This window comes from Micromonospora sp. MP36, from assembly GCF_008119785.1.
Taxonomy (GTDB): Bacteria; Actinomycetota; Actinomycetes; order Mycobacteriales; family Micromonosporaceae; genus Micromonospora.
Window position 1 is genome coordinate 1 of record NZ_VSFA01000129.1, and the last position, 16,888, is coordinate 16,888.

Below are 16,888 nucleotides of genomic sequence, written 5' to 3' on the forward strand. Positions count from 1 at the left end.
ACCCGCCCACCCATTCTCCGCTCGGGCTGCCCGTCGCGGTGCGGGGTGAGGTGCTGTTGCAGCAGCGTGTTCAGCGCGCCGGCGCCGGCGGGGCCGCGGTGCATGGGGGTGAGGACCTGCACGTCCCGGCGCGGGTCGAGCCGGAATTTGGCGGGGATGCGGGTGCAGGCGACGTCGACGGTGAGGGCGGCGGTGGCCTCGGTGTCGTCGCAGGCGAACAGGAAGAAGTCCGGCAGCCCCTGAACCACGGGTGGGCGGCCGGCGTTGATGCGGTGGGCGTTGGTGACGACACCGGACTGCGCGGCCTGGCGGAAGATCTGGGTCAGCCGCACCCGGGGGATGGTGGGGGCGGCGAGCAGGTCACGCAGGACTTCCCCGGCACCGACGGAGGGGAGTTGGTCGACGTCGCCGACGAGGAGCAGGTGGGCGCCGGGTGGGACGGCTTTGACGAGTTTGTTGGCCAGGATGAGATCGAGCATGGAGGCTTCGTCGACGACGAGCAGGTCGACGTCGAGGGGGTTGTCCCGGTCGTAGGAGGGGTCGCCGCCCGGGCGAAGCTGTAGGAGTCGGTGGACGGTGGCGGCGGGGTGGCCGGTGAGTTCGGACAGGCGTTTCGCGGCGCGGCCGGTCGGGGCGACGAGGGTGATCTTGGCTTTCTTCGCGGCGGCGAGTTCGACGATCGAGCGGACGGTGAAGCTCTTGCCGCAGCCTGGCCCGCCGGTGAGCACCGCTACCTTCGAGGTGAGGGCGAGGCGGACGGCCTGTTCCTGTTCAGGGGCCAGGTCCGCGCCGGTGCGCGCCTTCAGCCAAGCGAGGGCTTTTTCCCAGTCGACGGTGGTGAAGTGGGGCAGCCGGTCAGCCGAGGTGTTCAGCAGACGGTGCAGGGAGCTGGCGAGGGATTGCTCGGCGCGGTGGAACGGCACCAGGTACACCGCCGGCACGGGCTCGCCATCGCCGCGGGGCAGGAGCTCGCGGACGACGCCTTCGTCGGCGACCAGGTCGTCGAGGCAGCGGGCGACGAGGTCGCCGGGCACGTCGAGGATCTTCGTGGCGTCGGCGACCAGCTCAGGTTCAGGCAGGTAGCAGTGCCCGTTGTCGGTGGCCTCGGACAGGGTGTACTGCAGGCCCGCCATGACCCGCTGCGGGCTGTCATGCGGGATCCCGACGGCCTGGGCGATGGTGTCGGCGGTCTTGAAGCCGATGCCCCACACGTCCGCGGCCAGCCGGTACGGCTCCTTCGACACGACGTCGATGGACGCGTCGCCGTACTGCTTGTAGATCCGCACGGCCAGGGACGTCGACACCCCGACGCCTTGGAGGAAGACCATCACCTCCTTGATGGCCTTCTGCTCCTCCCACGCCGCAGTGATCTTCGCCGTCCGTTTCGGCCCCAGCCCAGGCACCTCCACCAGGCGGCCCGGTTCCTCCTCGATCACCCGCAGGGTGTCCAGGCCGAAATGCGCCACGATCCGCTCGGCGAACACCGGCCCGATCCCCTTGACCAGCCCGGAGCCGAGGTAGCGCTGGATGCCCTGGATCGTGGCCGGCAGCACCGTGGTGTAGGAGTCGACCTCGAACTGCCGGCCGTACTTCGGATGCGACGACCAGCGTCCGTGCAGGCGCAGGCTTTCCCCCGGCTGCGCACCCAACAAAGCACCGACCACCGTCAGCAGGTCCGAGCTGCGGTCGGTGGCGACCCGGGCGACGGTGTAGCCGGTCTCCTCGTTGACATAGGTCAACCGCTCCAGCACCGCCTCGAGGGTGGCCAGCGGAGGACGAGTCGGGGCGGCGGTCACGGCGACCATCCTGCCGTTTGTCCATGCTGCTGTGCCAGGCCCGGGCCTCAGGCCCGCAGTTCCGCCCGGACAGCACTGGTAAGGGATCTCGCGCCGGTGAAGCGAACCCGGGTGGGAAACCGGCGGCCGTCGCACACGGAACCGGGGCCCCTGGCCTCAGCCAGCGCTGGTTCTGTCACGTGTTATGACGCTTTGTTCTGCCTCTACGGGCGGGCCGGGCCGCAGCGCTGTTCGTATCCGTCGCTGCCACCCCGGGTGGCGCCGCAGCTTCTTGTTCACGCCACTGCCCGGCGGTCTCGGCGCGCAGAAGGCGATCAACCATGAGCATGGCTTCCGGCTCCGTCTCGAACTCCCACCGCAGCACCTTCCCCGTCTCGGTGTCCCCGGCGCGGCCGATCACCTTCCAGCGCGTCTCGCGGACGAGCCACACGTCGCGGCGCGCCAGGCGCCCCCAGACCCCGTTCCACCACCTCCGGGCCACCTCTTCCACACCATGATCGTACGCATGTTCGATCGGCTGGCGAGTTGGGGTGACACGACCAAGCCCGCGTACAGCGGTGGGAGCGGGTCATTCGCAGCGGTCTTCGGCGCCCCGTCCGTACGGCTCGCAGCAGTCGGGGCGGTGCCGGTAGACCCGTAGATCGCGGCCGTGCCGGTGGCCGTAGTCGGGCGTGATCTCGTACAGGCAGGCCTGCCACACGACGGCTTCCCCGCCGCCGGGCACCACCTGGCCGTCACCTGGCCCGCCGCGTAGCAGCACGTCCACCCTCCGACGGTACGTGCCTGGTGAAGGCAGGGCGCGGCGTACGAGGTTCTGCCGTCGGACTCGGATGGGCGCTTGAGGTGGAGCCGGTCCCCGCAACTTGTCCGCTGCGGGGACCGGTCGTCGGTGGCCTGCGGCCGAGGCTGCTCCACCTCCACGTTGCGTGGCCAGCAGCCGAGCGGTGACCCCGCCGACCGGATCAGGTTCGCCGCCGACGTCCGTCGCTCGCCAGCCCGGGATCGCCTGCTGTAAAGAACTTTGGCCGCCGTGGAAAAAGCCCTGATCATGACCGAACGTGCTAGCACCCTCCACGACCAGGCGGTTGCCGCCGCGGTATGCCGACCGGGATTCACGAGCGAGCACTGCCTGGACCCCATCCGGCCCCCCGACCGCTGGCACCCTCAAAGCTGACAGCGGTGATAGGTGACCCGACCAGTCCGCACAGATTGGTCCGACGTGCCTTGAACAGGAGGAGCGCATCCCCCTTCGCTGGATGGTCCTGCCACAGCAGTGCCGTGACCACCGCGGCATTCGTTGTCGCAGATCTCTGCCCAAGGCGAGCCGGTTCCCTCCCACGATGACGTGGGGGGCGGAGATGAGAAGGGCTCATGGGCGAGGCTGCAGGTGAGTTCCGGCCGCGCACGGGCGAGTGCGGCGGAACCGGTGCTGCGTCGGCCAGTTGCGCCGATGCTCGCCGCGCCGGTCGATGCGGTGCCCGAGGGCCGGGATCTGGTACACGAGCCGAAATGGGATGGGTGGCGAGCGATCGCCTTCCGCGAGGCGGACGGGGTGTATTTGCAGTCGCGGGCCGGCCGGAACCTGACGACCTACTTCCCGGACATCACCCGGGCAATCCGGGCAGCCATCCCGCCCGGTGCCGTCCTTGACGGTGAGCTGATCGTCTGGGAGCGCGGCCGGACCAACTTCGCGCAGCTGCAGCGGCGCGTCACCGCCGGCCGCGCTGTGCTGCGCGTGGCGCGCGAGTGCCCTGCCCATTACGTGCTGTTCGATCTGCTCGCCGACGTCGGCGGCCGGGTGATCCTGGACCTGCCGCTGGCGCAGCGCCGGGCCCGGCTGGAGAGGCTGCTCGCCGGCGCCCCGGCGCAGCTCACCGTGACCCCGCAGACGGCCGACATGCGGGAGGTGTCGGACTGGCTGCTGAACTGGACCATCGCGGTGGGGATCGAGGGCGTGGTCAGCAAGCGCCTGGATGGCCGGTACGAGCCCGGCCGCCGCGGCTGGTCGAAGTTCCGTACCCGCATCGTCACGGAGGCCGTCATCGGCGGGGTTACCGGCAGCATCAGCCGCCCGGAGACCCTGCTACTCGGCCGATTCGACCGGCGGGAACGGCTGCGGTACACCGGCCGCTCCCACCCACTGACCACCGATCAGCGGGCGGCGCTGGCCGCACAGCTGTCGCCGCCACGCATGCCGCGCCGCGGCGCGATCGCACACCCGTGGCCGAATCCACTGCCGGCGTCCTGGTCCGGCCAACTGGACCGGCCAGAGCCGCTGCCGTACGTGCAGGTGGAACCCAGCGTGGTGGCGGAGATCGACGCCGACGTGGCATTCGAACACGGACGATGGCGCCACCGCGTGCGCTACGCGCGGCACCGGCCGGACATGTCGGTGTACGACGTACCGCTGCTGCTCGGCGAGGAGGAGGGCTACTTCGGCGACCTGGGGTGAGTGCCCGTGGGTCTGCTGATGAGCCGCGAGTGCTGCCGGATGCGCTGCAGCACGCCTCAAACAGCCGCCTGAGCCCGAGCCGCTTGCATCCGCTTCTGCCGATGAGCGTGCACTCCACGAATCGGCCAGCGCCGGCCGTGGACCCCCATGGCTGACCGACATCGCCGTGGGCCGGAGGGCCCGCCGAGCGACGCCACTGACGCGCACGAGCACGCGAGTTTCGTGCATGGCGTCAGCGAGCGGCTGCGGCCCGGTCCATCATCGAGCCGATCGTCATGGTCATCCGGCGACGACCGACCAGTCGTCCCGCGTGTGTCATCAGTCGGTTCCTGGCGCCAGCGATCACGCTGGGCGGTGGGGTGCGCTGGTCGAGGGCGTTCAGGGCGATCTTGACGACCTCGTCCGGGCGCATCCGCTTGGTGCCGCCGTCGGCCTGGGTGCCGGCAACGTCGAAGAACTCGGTCTCGGTTGCGCCTGGCGACAGCGCCATCACCCGCAGCCCGGTGCCGCGCGACTCGTACCAAAGCGCCTCGGTGAAGCTGAGCACGAATGCCTTGGACGCGCCGTAGACGGCCATGGTTGGGGTGGCCTGGTAGGCCGCCATGCTCGCGACGTTGACCAGCACGCCGCCGCCGCATGCGCGCAGCCGTTCGATGAAGACGCGGCTGAGGTCGACGAGGCTGGTGACGTTGACGGCGATCTCGGCGCCCAGCCGCTGCGGGTCCGCGTGGTGGAACGCGGCGTTGGTGGCGAAGCCAGCGTTGTTGATCAGGCTTGTGATGGTGAGGCCGCGCTTGGTGATTGCGGCGTCGAGCGCCGCAGCGACGCCGGGGACGGCTAGGTCCATGGCGATCGGAGTCGCGGTGACCCCGTAGGCGGCGTCAAGCTCGCCGGCGAGTCGCTTCAGGCGGTCCAGCCGCCGGGCGACGAGCACGACGTCGGAGCCGCGGGCGGCGAGCTGCCGGGCGAATTCGACGCCGATGCCCGCGCTGGCGCCGGTGATGAGGGTGGTCTGACCGCGGTAGTCCACGGCTGGCATGGCGCCTCCAAAGGGCCGATTCACGAAGACGGTGTCACTATACGACTGTCTGGCACTCAGTGCCAGCCAGTCACTGAGGTGCTAGGCTGTGACCATGCCGACCGCCTCTGATCAGAAGCTCTGGACCCGCACCCGCCAGGCGGTCTATGCGGAGATCACCCAGACCGCGATGGATCTGTTCTTGGAGCGCGGTTTCGAAGCGACGACGATCGACGACATCGCCGCGGCGGCTGGCATCTCCCGGCGCTCCTTCTTCCGCTACTTCGGCACGAAGGAGGACATCGTGCTGGGTGACCTAGCAGCTCAGGGGGAGCTGATTCGCAAAGAGTTGGAGGCCCGGCCCGCCGCTGAGGACGCGTGGACCGCCCTGCTCAATGCGTTACGCCACGCGCCGCGGCTCGGCCAGGACGACGCGACCATGTTGAAGATCTCCAAGATGCTCTACAGAACACCGTCGCTGCGTGCCCGCAGCATCGAGAAACACCTCCACTGGCAGGCACTGCTCACTCCGGAGATCCGCCGCCGCCTCGGCGTTGCCCTGAACGATGAGCATGACCTGCGCGCCGACGCGATCGTCGCCTGCATGCTCACCTGCCTCGACGTCGCCGGCGAGGCATGGACCCGCAGCGACGGCCGCCAGTCGCTGGAGGATCTAGTCGTTTCGGCGGTTACGGCGGTGCGCGGGAGTGCGCCAGACGCCTGACCAGCCATCCGCACGTATCGCCGACCGGGCGCGCCGGAAAGCAGGAACTCCGTCACCCTCCGTAGATATCTGGCGTAGGCATCGGCTCGATCCGCGTGCACGCACGTGCCGATGTGCGATCGCTTCAGGAGCACGGAGCCGCGCGGCCCGACAGCGCTCGACAAGGTGACCCACCCGCGGCCATGATCGGGTCATGGAGCCGGAGCTGCACCCCGCGCGACCCGCGGACTACGACGAAATCATCGCCGTCGTCGACGACTGGTGGGGACGCGCGATCGCCGGCTCGCTACCCCGCCTCTTCCTCGACCACTTTCACCGAACCAGCCTGGTCGCGCGCGACCACGACGACGCGCTCGCCGGGTTCCTCATCGGCGTGCTCTCACCCTCGCAACCCGGCCGGGCCTACATCCATTTCGTGGGCGTCGCGCCCGCCGCTCGCGGCTCCGGGCTCGGCCGCCGTCTCTACCAGGAGTTCTTCGCAATAGCGAAGACGGCCGGATGCAGTTCGGTGGGGGCGATCACCTCGCCGGTGAACGCAGGGTCGATCGCCTTTCACAAGAGCATGGGATTCGCGGTGACGGGACCGATCGTGGGCTATGACGGGCCCGGCAAGGACATGATGGTCTTCGACCGGGCCCTCTGACCGCTCCGCGTCGCCCGGGTGCCACGTGCCGAGATCAGTCGGCAACGACATCCGCTTCTGCCGATGAGCGTGCGTTGCTCGGGTGCATTTGGGCGCGAGGTGGCAGTCGGCGGTGCTTCGTGGCCGCGCCGGTCGGGCGCTGGCCATCGCCGACACGATCAACGCTGCGGCGGCGGGCTGCCGATCCTGGGGGCCTGGCGGGCCTGGTCGGAGCAACGCGCTGACATGGGGCGTTATCGCCGCGGCCCCTCGCAACCGCTATCCGAGCGGGTCGTGGAGCTGCCGGTAGTGCCGATCGAACGTTCTGGGTCCGCCGGCGTCTCGTAGAGGACGAGGAACGAGTCGTCACCGAGTGGCTCTGCCGTATCGCGTGAGGACGGCGGCACCGGCCCGCTCCGCAGACAGGGTTTCCAGGTAGGCGGGCGGACCGTCGGCCGGGAAGAGCCTCCGCCCGCTGCCGAGGATGGTGGGGAAGGTCAGCATCCGGTATTCATCGATCAAGTCTTCGGCCATCAGTGTGTGCACGACGCTGACGCTGCCGGTGATGATCACATCGCGCCGCTCGTGCTTGACCACCTCGACCAAGCCACCGTCGATGAGCCGGGAATTCGCCCACGCCGAGGCGTCGGCCAGCGTGCGGGAGGCCACCAGTTTGGGCACGGCGTTCATACGCGCGGAGAACGGGTCATCGCGCCCGGGCCAGATCCGGGAGAACAGCTGCCAGGTGGTGCGGCCCAGCAGCATGACGCCCTCGTCGAGCAGGTTCCCGAGGCGGAACTTGTCTCCGGCGACGGTTTCGGGGCCGTGCCGAAACGCCCAACCGCCCGTCGGGGTGCCCCCGGATCCGTCCGGATCGGACACGATCCCGTCCAGGGTGATGAACTGGATAACGATGACGCTCATGATGGATGTCCCTTCGGTCGATACTCGCCGGTACATACCAGCGGTATCGGCGGAACTCATCGCGTCCGGGCAGACTCGTCGGGAGAAATTTGAAGGGGCAGGTCAAACGCCTCGAACACGGCCGGATCGGCAAACGCGACGTTGTGCGCGACGAGACCCTTGGTGACGGTGAGGACTTGCAATGTGTGCAACCGGTGGCCGTCGCCGGGCTGCGGCGCGTACGCAGCGAGCGCCGGTTGCCCGTTGGCGGTAAGCCGTGTCATGGCCCAGCCGGTCCCACGAATCTGGAAGACCCGGTCGATGAACCGGCCGTAGTCGCGGCTGCCCCGATACCACACCGGCACTGGCGGCATCTCCAAGACAACATCGTCGATGAGCAGCCGCACGAGCGCGGGAACGTTGGCCGTCTCGAACGCCCGGACGTACCGGTCGACTACGCCGCGTACCTTCGGATCGTCCGGCTCGGTGACCTCGCTGGCATCCCCCGTCTCGGCCAGAGCGGCGCGGGCGCGCTGCAGCGCGCTGTTGATCGCCGGGATCGTGGTGCCCAGCTGCGTAGCGACCTCAGCGGCACTGCACTGCAGTACGTCGCGGAGCAGGAGCGCGGCCCGCTGGCGTGCCGACAAGGTCTGCATCGCCGCCACCAGCGCCAGCCGCAGGTCGGTCCGCGCGTCGGCATCGAATCGCGCGTCGGGGAACGGCTGTAGCCAAGCGAAGCCCGACGCCGGCGTGAGCGGCGCCCCGGGATCGTCGCTCGGCGCGCCCAGGCCCGATGGCGTGCCCGCGTCCGCCGACGATCTGGCGGCGCTGGCGCTGGTCAACTACGGACACTTCACCACCGTCCGGCTGGAGCGGGGCGGGGTGCGCGGGCTGGGTCTGCACCTCGACCGGCTGGCCCGCGACTGCGCGGCGCAGTTCGACGTACGCCTCGACATCGATCGGGTGCGCGGGCTCGCCCGGCGCCTGGCCGCCCGGGTGGACCCGCCGGCGATGCTGCGGATCACCGTGTTCGACCCGGGGCTCACGGTCGTCCGCCCCGGTGCGCAGGCACGGCCCCGGGTGCTGGTCAGCGTTCGGCCGGCCGAGCCGCCGGCGTCGTCCCCGGTGCGCCTGCATGCGGTGTGCCACCGGCGGGACCTGCCGGAGGTCAAGCACGTCGGCCTCTTCGGCGCGGTGCGCCAACGCCGCCTGGCGCAGCGCGCCGGTTTCGACGACGTCCTCTTCGTCGATTCTGACGGCCGGGTCAGCGAGGGGGCCACCTGGAACATCGGCTTCGTCATGGTCGGCGAGGTGTGGTGGCCCGCGGCGGACTGCCTGCCCGGGGTCACCGCCCGCCTGCTCGACGGGGTGTTGGCGGGGATGGGCACGCCGGTGCGTCGGGAGCCGATCCGGGTCGGCGACCTGCCTGCGGAGTGCACGGCCTTCGTCACCAGCGCCGGCGTCGGTATCCGGCCGGTGGCGGCGATCGACGACCGGCCGCTCGCCGCCGAGCGGGCGCTGCTGGAGCGGCCGAGGGCCGGCTACGAGGCGATCCCGCCCGAGCCCTTCTGACCGCCCACACCCCGCAGGGGCTGGCGAATAGGAGCAATGTAGACCGTACCGGCCACGATACCTGGCTTTTCATGCCGACAAAGTCGGGTTTGTCAATCAACCTATCGGTTGCCGTGCATGCCTCACTGTGGCAGCCTTTCCTGAGTCGAACGGCTGGCGTTGTCACCTCCGATCATGCCCAGCGGTCGGGCCGGGGCGTCGCCAGCGAAGGACCCCGGACGTGGAAACGGTGGAAAGCAGCATGTGGACCATCCCGATCCTGACCCCGAGACACCCTTCTGCCCGGCTCGGTCGCCCGCCGGCTCACCCGCGCCCCGCCCGATGAGCCCGGCGTCCCGCTGATCCATCCCGCCGCACGGCGGTATCCGGACCTCCACCCGTCCGGGCATGCCGTCCCCGGCTGAGCCGAGCCGGACGGACTCCAGCGCCGTCGCCGCCGGCCCACGCCGCGCGGCCCGTGTCACGCCGCTCCCGATGGAGAAACCGTGATGTCACCATGCCTTTCGCCGCCACCGGTCGAGGACTCGCGGCGCGTACCCCGGTCCGTCGCGACCCCACCGCGAATGGGAGCGCAGTGGTCGGCCCGGAGGTCGTCCCCCTGGCGGGATCCCGCCCGTGGGTGACACGGCCGGCCTCAGCGCCCTGACCCAACCGGCCGAGTTTCCGCCATGGGGCGGGCAGCAGCAGCCGCCATGGCCGGCCCGGGACCGCATCGAGGCGGTCCGCTGCGAGCTCGCCCGCCGGCCCGGGCTGGTCACCGAGGACGAGTGCGCCGACCTGGCCGCCGCCCTCGCCCTGGCCTGGACCGGTACGCAGGTCCTGCACGCCGGCGACTGCGCCGAACGGTTCGCCGACAGCTCACCCGCGACGGTGACCCGGAAGATCGCCCAGCTCGACGCCCTCGCCGAACTGCTGCGCAGCCCCGCCGGCCGGCCGGCCGTGCGGATCGGGCGGCTGGCCGGCCAGTACGGCAAGCCTCGGTCGTCTCCCTGGGAAGTCCTGCCGAACGGACGGCGACTGCCGGCCTACCGGGGCGACGCGGTCAACGACCCCGCGCCCGAGCCGTGGGCGCGCCGGCCCGATCCCCGCCGGCTGCTCGCCGCCTACGAGCACAGCGGGCGGACCCTCGCCGGCCTGCGTCAGACCTGGGCGGGCCGGCCGGAGCCGGAACGGGTCTACGCCTCCCACGAGGCGCTGCTGCTGGACTACGAGGAGCCGTTGGTCCGCACCGGCCGGCAGCGGCACTCCACCTCCGGGCACCTGCTCTGGGTCGGCGACCGCACCCGGCAACCCGGCGGCCCGCACGTGGCGTTGCTCGCCTCGATCAGCAACCCGGTGGCGGTCAAGGTCGGCCCGGGCGCGATGCCGGAGGAGATCGCCGCGCTCTGCCGGGCCCTCAACCCGGACCGGATGCCCGGCCGGCTCACCCTGATCGCCCGGATGGGCGCCAGCCGGGTCCACGCGCTGCTCCCGCCGCTGGTGGCCGCCGTGGCCGACACCGGCGTACCGGTGCTCTGGCTGTGCGACCCCATGCACGGCAACACCGTCCGCACCCGGGACGGTCTGAAGACCCGCCCGCTCGAGTGGATCGAGCAGGAGGTGGCCGACTTCGTCGCGGTGCTGCGGTCCGAGGGGGTGCCCCCCAACGGGCTGCACCTGGAGGTCACCGCGGACGAGGTGACGGAGTGCTACGCCGGGCCGGCCGCTCGGGCCCGTGCCGCCCGGCTGCCCAGGTACCGCTCGGCGTGCGATCCCCGACTCGACGCCGACCAGGCCCGACGGATCGTGGCCGGGTACGCCGCCCTCCTCGGCGCGGCTCCGCAGCACAGTGGACGGGAGGTCACCGGATGCGGACGCTGATCATCGACAACTACGACTCGTTCACCTACAACCTGTTCCACTACGTCGCCGAGGTGACCGGCACCGAGCCGACGGTGATCACCAACGACGACCCGCGCTGGCAGCCGGAGTGGCTGGACGAGTTCGACAACGTCCTGCTCTCGCCCGGCCCGGGCCGCCCGGAACGGCACCGCGACTTCGGGCTCTGCCGGGAGGTCTTCGAGGCGGGCCGGCTCCCCGTGCTCGGGGTCTGCCTCGGGCACCAGGGGCTGTGTCACCTGCTCGGCGGCCGGGTGGCCGCGGCCCCGGAGCCCCGGCACGGTCGCCTCTCCCGGGTCCACCACGACGGCAGCGAACTGTTCGCCGGCATCCCGTCACCGTTCGAGGTGGTGCGGTACCACTCCCTGGCGGTCGACCAGCTGCCGCCGTCGCTGGTCGCCTCGGCCCGGTCCGAGGACGGCGTGCTGATGGCGGTCCGGCACCGGCACCGGCCGGTCTGGGGGGTGCAGTTCCACCCGGAGTCGATCCGTACCGAGCACGGGCGGCGGCTGCTGGCGAACTTCGACGAGGCGACGTGGCGGTGGCGCGCCGAACGCCCGCGCCACGCCGCGCCCGCCCGCCGGCCGCACCGCGCGGCGACGCCCCAGGCCGTCTCGGCCGCCCCGACCGGCCCGGCCGCGCCGCGGCACCGGGTCCTGGTCCGCCGGCTGCGGCTGGCGGTGGAGACCGAGGCGCTCTTCGACGCGCAGTTCCGCGGCAGCCCGTACGCGTTCTGGCTGGACAACAACCAGCGCGGCGGCGCGTACGGGGCTGGGATCTCGGTTCTCGGCGACGCTTCCGGGCCGCTGGCCCGGGTGGTCCGCGCCGATGTGGCGGCCGGGACGGTGACGGAGACCAGCGCCGACGGGGAGCGGACCTACCCCGGCCCGTTCCTCGACTGGCTCGACGCCGACCTGCGAAAGCACCGCGCGGAGCCGGAGGTCCCGCTGCCCTTCGACTTCGCCCTCGGCTGGGTCGGTTACCTCGGCTACGAGCTGAAGGCCGAGTGCGGGGCGCGGCTCGCGCACCGCGCGCCGACCCCCGACGCCATGCTGGTCTTCGCCGACCGCGCGGTCGTGGTGGACCACCGCGACGACTCGGTCTGGCTGCTCGCCCTCGCCCGTGGCGACGACACCGCGGCGGCCCGCCGCTGGCAGGACGAGACCGCCGCACGGATGCGGGCGCTTGCCGGCCGCACCCTCCCACCGGCCGCGCCCCGGCTGCCCGAGCGCGTCCGGCACCCGGTGGAACTGCGCCACCAGCGGGAGGAGTACCTCGACCTGATCGCGGCCTGCCAGCGCGCGATCGTCGCCGGGGAAAGCTACGAAGTCTGCCTGACCAACATGCTCACCGTCCGGGGGCGGCTGTCACCCTGGCCGGTCTACCGGGCGCTGCGCCGGGCCACCCCCGCACCGTTCGCGGCGTTCCTCGAGTTCGGCGACGTGGCGGTGCTCAGTTCCTCCCCGGAACGGTTCCTGCGGATCAGCGCGGCCGGCGTGGCGGAGTCGAAACCGATCAAGGGCACCCGCCCCCGCGGCAGCTCCCGGGCCGAGGACGCGGCGCTGCGCGCGGACCTGCTGCACAACGAGAAGGACCAGGCGGAGAACCTGATGATCGTCGACCTGGTCCGCAACGACCTCGGCCGGGTCGCCGAGGTCGGCACGGTCACGGTGCCGGAGCTGTTCGTGGTGGAGAGCTACGCCACCGTCCACCAGTTGGTCAGCACCGTGCGGGCGCGGCTGCGCCCGGACCGCTCCGCGGTGGACTGCGTCCGGGCGGCCTTCCCGGGCGGCTCCATGACCGGCGCGCCGAAGCTGCGCACGATGGAGATCATCGACGAGCTGGAGGACGGTCCCCGGGGGATCTACTCCGGAGCGCTCGGCTACTTCTCCCTCACCGGGGCGGCCGACCTCAGCATGGTGATCCGCACCCTGGTGGTCGCCGGGGAGCAGGCCTACTACGGCGTGGGCGGGGCGATCATCGCACTGTCCGAGCCGGCCGCCGAGTTCGAGGAGACCGCCGTCAAGGCCAGCGGGCTGATGACGGTCCTCGGGCTGGAGTTCCCGCAGCGGGTGCCCGAGCCGGCCGGCAGTGCCGCCGGCCGGCCAGGCAGGGGCGCAGCGTGATGCTAGGAGAGCCGTTCGAGGCCGCGGCGCAGCACGAAGCGTCGCAGCTTGCCGGTCGGGGTGCGGGGCAGCGCGGGGACGAACTCCACGCTGCGCGGCACCTTGAACGTCGCCAGCCGGGAGCGGACCAGCCCGATCAGCTCATCCGCCAGGCCCGGGACCGTCGCCGGGTCCACCGCGCAGACCACGTACGCCCGCAGCTTCGTGGCGCCCCGATCGTCGGGCACCGCGGCGACGCCGACCTCCCGTACCAGCGGGTGGGTGAGCAGCAGCCGCTCGACCTCGACCGGGGACATGGTGATGCCGCCGACCATCTCCAGGTCGTCGAGCCGGCCGCCGTGCCGGTACCGGCCGTCGGGCAGCCGGGTCACCCGGTCGCCGGTGCGCAGCCAGCCGTCCACCAGCACCCGGGCGGTCTCCTCCGGCTGGTTCAGGTAGCCGGTCAACAGGGTCGGGCCGCGTACCCACAGCTCGCCCTCGGCCGGACCGGCCAGCGGTCGGCCGGAGCTGTCGCAGACCCGCAGCTCGTACCCCGGCAGGGGGCGCCCGATGGTGCCGGGCTGGTTGTCGTCGAGCCGGTTCGCGCAGCACGCGCCGCCGATCTCGGTGGACCCCAGTTCGTCGAGGACCGGCGCGCCGAGCAGCGCGGTGGCCCGCTCGCCCAGGGGCGCCGCCAGCGGCTCGCCGGCCGACACCGCGACCCGTACGCTGCCGAACGGCTCCGGGTCGGTCACCTCGGCCACCAGGTTCGCGTACGCGGACGGGACGGCGTGCAGCACGGTGACCCGGTGCCGTCGGATCAGGTCGGCGACGAGCGCCGGGCCGGGGCGCTGCGCGGTGAGCACCGCCGCCGACCCGGAGTGCAGCGGGTAGACCAGCGAGTTGCCCAGGCCGTACGCGAAGAAGAGCTTCGAGATGGAGAAGCTGACGTCCTCCGGCCGCAACCGCAGCATCGTCTCGCCGACCGCCCGATGGTAGTGCGGGAAGTCGGCGTGCCGGTGGACGGCGCCCTTGGGCTGCCCGGTGGTGCCCGAGGTGTACTGGATGTAGAGCGGCGTGCGGTCGTCGACCGGGCACGGCGGGGCCGCTGCGGCGTCCTGGGCGGACACCCCGAGTTGCTCCGGCCCGACGAGCACGGCCGGGTCGAAATGGTCGGCCGCCGCCGCGTCCGCGATGACGGCCACCGGCCGGCAGTCGGCCACCAGCGTGGCGTGCTCGCCGGCGGTGAGGGCGGGGTTGATCGGCACCACCACCGCGCCGAGCCGGGCCACGGCCAGGAAACAGCCGACCCACTCGGCCCGGTCGGGCAGCGCCAGCAGCACCCGGTCGCCGGGGTGCACCCCCCGTCCGGCGAGGACGGTCGCTACCCGGGCCGCCCAGTCGTGCAGCTCGCCGTGGGTCCACATGCCGGCGTCGTCCAGGTACGCCGGCCGGTCCCACCACCGCCGCTGTCTGGCCAGCCCGGCCAGCCTGGCGGCCACGTTGCGGTCCGGCGTCGCGGCGTCCGCGCCCGCGGGTCGGACCGCATCAACCTCGTACAGGTCCTGGGAATTTGGCATCGCGCTCCGTCCGATCAGTCGTCGACGGTGTTCGCGCCCGCGCCCACGGGCGGCGGGCGCCGACCGAATCGACGTGCGTCCCGGGGCGTGGGCAGAACGGAACGTACGACAACGGCAACCGGACGGCAACCGATCCGGCCGCCGGTGGGGAAGCGGTGATCCGCCGGTTTGGGCCGGCGACCGCCATGGAAAAGGGATTCGACGGACGCTGATCTGGAGGCAACACACGCATGGACGCCGAGCGATTCGCCGCCATCTCCGGACAGACGGGTCAGCAGGGGCTCACCCCGGCCGTCCGGGAACCGGCCGAGCCGGAGACCGGCCGCCTGCTGGTCGGGCGGGCCTACCACGACGGCCCGTTGACCGCGCTGGTCGAGTCGACCGGAGCCACACCGCAGGACGCCGCCATCGTGGCGGCGCGGGTCCGGACGGCCTTCGTCACCGCCGGCGCCGTACCGCCGGAGGACGTGGCACTGGTACGCCCGGGCGCGCTGCCGTCGGGCCTGGACGGTCCGCAGGCCCCGCCGGAGCTGCTGACCGCCTACCGGCGCGGAGAACTCGACGTCCGCGCCGTGGACCGGCTCACCCCGCCCGCCCCGCTGTGGCGCCCCGCGCCGACGTCGGCCACCCCTGCCGCGCCGACCCGGCCCGTCACGGCTGCCGCCGCCGGCCCGGCGACGGGCCGCGCCGCCGCCGTCTCACCGTCCCCGCTGGCGGGCGATCGCCCGTCGTCGCACGACGGTGAAAGCCCGCTGGACGAACTGCGCGCGGACATCGCCGACCTGCTCGGTGTCGAGCCGGACGAGATCGGCCTCGAGGACGACCTGATCGAGCTCGGCATGGACTCGATCCGCGCGATGGACCTGGTCAACGCCTGGCGCGAGCGGGGCCTGGAGGTGAGCTTCGCCGACCTGATGGAGCGGCCGGTGCTCGGTGACTGGGCACGGCTGCTGGCCCGGGCGGGCCACCTCCCGGCCGACCCGGCCACGGCCACCCGGACCGGCCCGGCGGCGGCCACCCCGGCCGGCCCGGGCACCCCGGACGTCGGCGAGCCGTTCCCGCTGACGCCGGTGCAGCACGCCTACTGGATCGGGCGCCGCGACGACCAGCCGCTCGGCGGCGTCGGCTGCCACTTCTACCTGGAGTTGCACGGCAAGGGGATCGAACCGGCGCGGCTGGAGGCAGCGGTCCGGTTCCTGTTCGCCCGGCACGGCATGCTGCGGGCGGTCTTCGACGACGACGGCCGGCAGCGCATCGAGCCGGAGAGCCGCTGGGCGGGGCTGACCGTGCACGACCTGTCCACGGTCGACGCCGCAGCGGCCCGGGCCGGGCTGGAGCGGATCCGCGCCGACCTGTCCCACCGGCGGCTGGCGGTCGAGCGCGGCGAGGTGCTGGACGTGCAGCTCTCCCTGCTGCCCGACGGGGCGACCACCGTACACGTCAACACCGACCTGCTCGTGGCCGACGTGGCCAGCATCCGGATCCTGCTCACCGACCTGAGCCGGCTGTACGCCCGAGACGGCGGCGACCTGCCCGCGCTGGACTTCGACTTCGCCACCTACCTCGCGCGGCAGGCCGAGCGCCGGGCCGAGGCGCACCGCCGCGCGGCGGAGTACTGGCGTGAGCGACTGCCTGAGCTGCCCGGCGCCCCGGCGCTGCCGCTGGCCGTCGAGCCGGCCCGGCTGGGCCGCCCGCGGATCGAGCGGTACGAGCACCGGCTCTCCGCCCAGGAGTGGGCGGCCCTGGCGGCGCACGCCCGGGAGCAGCGGGTGACCCTGCCGATGGCGCTCGCCACCGCCTTCGCCGAGGTCCTCGCGGCGTGGAGCGGGGAGCCGAGGTTCCTGCTGAACCTGCCGCTGTTCGACCGGGAGAGCATCCATCCCGCCGTCGGCGCGATGGTCGGCGACTTCACCAACCTGATCCTGCTCGAGGTGGACGCCTCGGCGCCGGAGAGCTTCGCCGACCGTGCCCGCCGGCTCCAACAGCGCTTCCGCACCGACGTCCGGCACCGCGAGTACTCCGCCGTGGAGGTGCTCCGCGACCTCGCCCGCGCCCACCCGGAGACCACCAGCTTCGCGCCGGTGGTCTTCACCAGCGCGATCGGCATGGGCGAGCTGATCGACGCCGACGTCCGCGACACCTTCGGCGACCCCGACTACATGCTCTCCCAGACCCCACAGGCCTGGCTGGACCATCAGGTGGTCGAGTTGGGTGGTGGGTTGTTGCTGAATTGGGATG

The 16,888-nt window shown here is 72.1% G+C and carries 14 protein-coding genes; 7 read left to right on the forward strand and 7 right to left on the reverse strand.

The features are described from left to right. The 3 genes from FXF52_RS36550 to FXF52_RS36560 all read right to left on the reverse strand — a co-directional run. On the reverse strand, window positions 1-1,805 hold a 1,805-nt coding region (locus FXF52_RS36550; protein ID WP_148804249.1), incomplete at its 3' end, for an AAA family ATPase. Window positions 1,806-1,971: 166 nt separating this feature from the next. Beyond that, complete coding sequence (locus tag FXF52_RS36555) at window positions 1,972-2,286, reverse strand: hypothetical protein (protein WP_148804250.1); 315 nt, start codon at window positions 2,284-2,286, stop codon at window positions 1,972-1,974. 78 nt (window positions 2,287-2,364) lie between these two features. Further along, complete coding sequence (locus FXF52_RS36560; protein ID WP_148804251.1) at window positions 2,365-2,562, reverse strand: hypothetical protein; 198 nt, start codon at window positions 2,560-2,562, stop codon at window positions 2,365-2,367. A gap of 684 nt (window positions 2,563-3,246) precedes the next feature. Between FXF52_RS36560 and FXF52_RS36565 the strand changes: the two genes are divergently transcribed. Continuing rightward, window positions 3,247-4,248 (forward strand): ATP-dependent DNA ligase, encoded by a 1,002-nt coding sequence (locus tag FXF52_RS36565; protein ID WP_148804252.1) that lies wholly within the window; start codon window positions 3,247-3,249, stop codon window positions 4,246-4,248. 232 nt (window positions 4,249-4,480) lie between these two features. On the opposite strand, the gene FXF52_RS36570 is transcribed toward FXF52_RS36565, so the two are convergent. Further along, window positions 4,481-5,287 (reverse strand): SDR family oxidoreductase, encoded by an 807-nt coding sequence (locus FXF52_RS36570; protein WP_148804253.1) that lies wholly within the window; start codon window positions 5,285-5,287, stop codon window positions 4,481-4,483. Between the two features lie 94 nt (window positions 5,288-5,381). On the opposite strand from FXF52_RS36570, the gene FXF52_RS36575 reads away from it, so the two are divergent. After that, window positions 5,382-5,990, forward strand: coding sequence for a TetR family transcriptional regulator (locus FXF52_RS36575; RefSeq protein ID WP_148804259.1), 609 nt, complete (start codon window positions 5,382-5,384; stop codon window positions 5,988-5,990). A 193-nt stretch (window positions 5,991-6,183) separates the two neighbouring features. Further along, window positions 6,184-6,633 (forward strand): GNAT family N-acetyltransferase, encoded by a 450-nt coding sequence (locus FXF52_RS36580; RefSeq protein ID WP_148804254.1) that lies wholly within the window; start codon window positions 6,184-6,186, stop codon window positions 6,631-6,633. A gap of 345 nt (window positions 6,634-6,978) precedes the next feature. On the opposite strand, the gene FXF52_RS36585 is transcribed toward FXF52_RS36580, so the two are convergent. Both FXF52_RS36585 and FXF52_RS36590 read right to left on the reverse strand, forming a co-directional pair. Then, window positions 6,979-7,596, reverse strand: a complete 618-nt coding sequence (locus tag FXF52_RS36585; RefSeq protein ID WP_255472731.1) for a dihydrofolate reductase family protein — start codon at window positions 7,594-7,596, stop codon at window positions 6,979-6,981. Continuing rightward, on the reverse strand, window positions 7,593-8,357 hold the full coding sequence (locus tag FXF52_RS36590; protein WP_148804255.1) for an RNA polymerase subunit sigma-70: 765 nt from the start codon (window positions 8,355-8,357) through the stop codon (window positions 7,593-7,595). The genes FXF52_RS36585 and FXF52_RS36590 overlap by 4 nt, the downstream gene beginning before the upstream one ends. Here FXF52_RS36590 and FXF52_RS36595 point away from each other — a divergent pair. From FXF52_RS36595 to pabB, 3 genes are all read left to right on the forward strand, one after another. Further along, window positions 8,314-9,087: an aminotransferase class IV gene (locus tag FXF52_RS36595; RefSeq protein ID WP_255472732.1), complete on the forward strand. Its 774-nt coding sequence runs from the start codon at window positions 8,314-8,316 to the stop codon at window positions 9,085-9,087. The genes FXF52_RS36590 and FXF52_RS36595 overlap by 44 nt on opposite strands. A 615-nt stretch (window positions 9,088-9,702) precedes the next feature. Further along, on the forward strand, window positions 9,703-10,947 hold the full coding sequence (locus FXF52_RS36600; protein WP_187413928.1) for a 3-deoxy-7-phosphoheptulonate synthase: 1,245 nt from the start codon (window positions 9,703-9,705) through the stop codon (window positions 10,945-10,947). Then, entirely contained in the window at window positions 10,935-13,091 is a 2,157-nt protein-coding gene (gene pabB / locus FXF52_RS36605; protein ID WP_148804257.1) for an aminodeoxychorismate synthase component I, read from the forward strand. Before FXF52_RS36600 ends, pabB begins: the two co-directional genes overlap by 13 nt. Window positions 13,092-13,093: 2 nt before the next feature. Here the strand turns inward: pabB and FXF52_RS36610 are convergent, their stop codons facing one another. Continuing rightward, entirely contained in the window at window positions 13,094-14,650 is a 1,557-nt protein-coding gene (locus FXF52_RS36610) for an AMP-binding protein (RefSeq protein ID WP_148804258.1), read from the reverse strand. Between the two features lie 230 nt (window positions 14,651-14,880). On the opposite strand from FXF52_RS36610, the gene FXF52_RS36615 reads away from it, so the two are divergent. Continuing rightward, window positions 14,881-16,888 (forward strand): condensation domain-containing protein (locus tag FXF52_RS36615; RefSeq protein WP_255472733.1); only part of this gene is annotated, 2,008 nt, incomplete at its 3' end.

Bases quoted from the DNA above. Each gene is read 5' to 3' on its own strand.
- FXF52_RS36565 (WP_148804252.1), top strand. From the start codon at position 3,247: ATGCTCGCCGCGCCGGTCGATGCGGTGCCCGAGGGCCGGGATCTGGTA.
- FXF52_RS36585 (WP_255472731.1), bottom strand. From the start codon at position 7,596: ATGAGTTCCGCCGATACCGCTGGTATGTACCGGCGAGTATCGACCGAA.
- FXF52_RS36610 (WP_148804258.1), bottom strand. From the start codon at position 14,650: ATGCCAAATTCCCAGGACCTGTACGAGGTTGATGCGGTCCGACCCGCG.
- FXF52_RS36575 (WP_148804259.1), top strand. From the start codon at position 5,382: ATGCCGACCGCCTCTGATCAGAAGCTCTGGACCCGCACCCGCCAGGCG.
- FXF52_RS36570 (WP_148804253.1), bottom strand. From the start codon at position 5,287: ATGCCAGCCGTGGACTACCGCGGTCAGACCACCCTCATCACCGGCGCC.
- pabB (WP_148804257.1), top strand. From the start codon at position 10,935: ATGCGGACGCTGATCATCGACAACTACGACTCGTTCACCTACAACCTG.
- FXF52_RS36580 (WP_148804254.1), top strand. From the start codon at position 6,184: ATGGAGCCGGAGCTGCACCCCGCGCGACCCGCGGACTACGACGAAATC.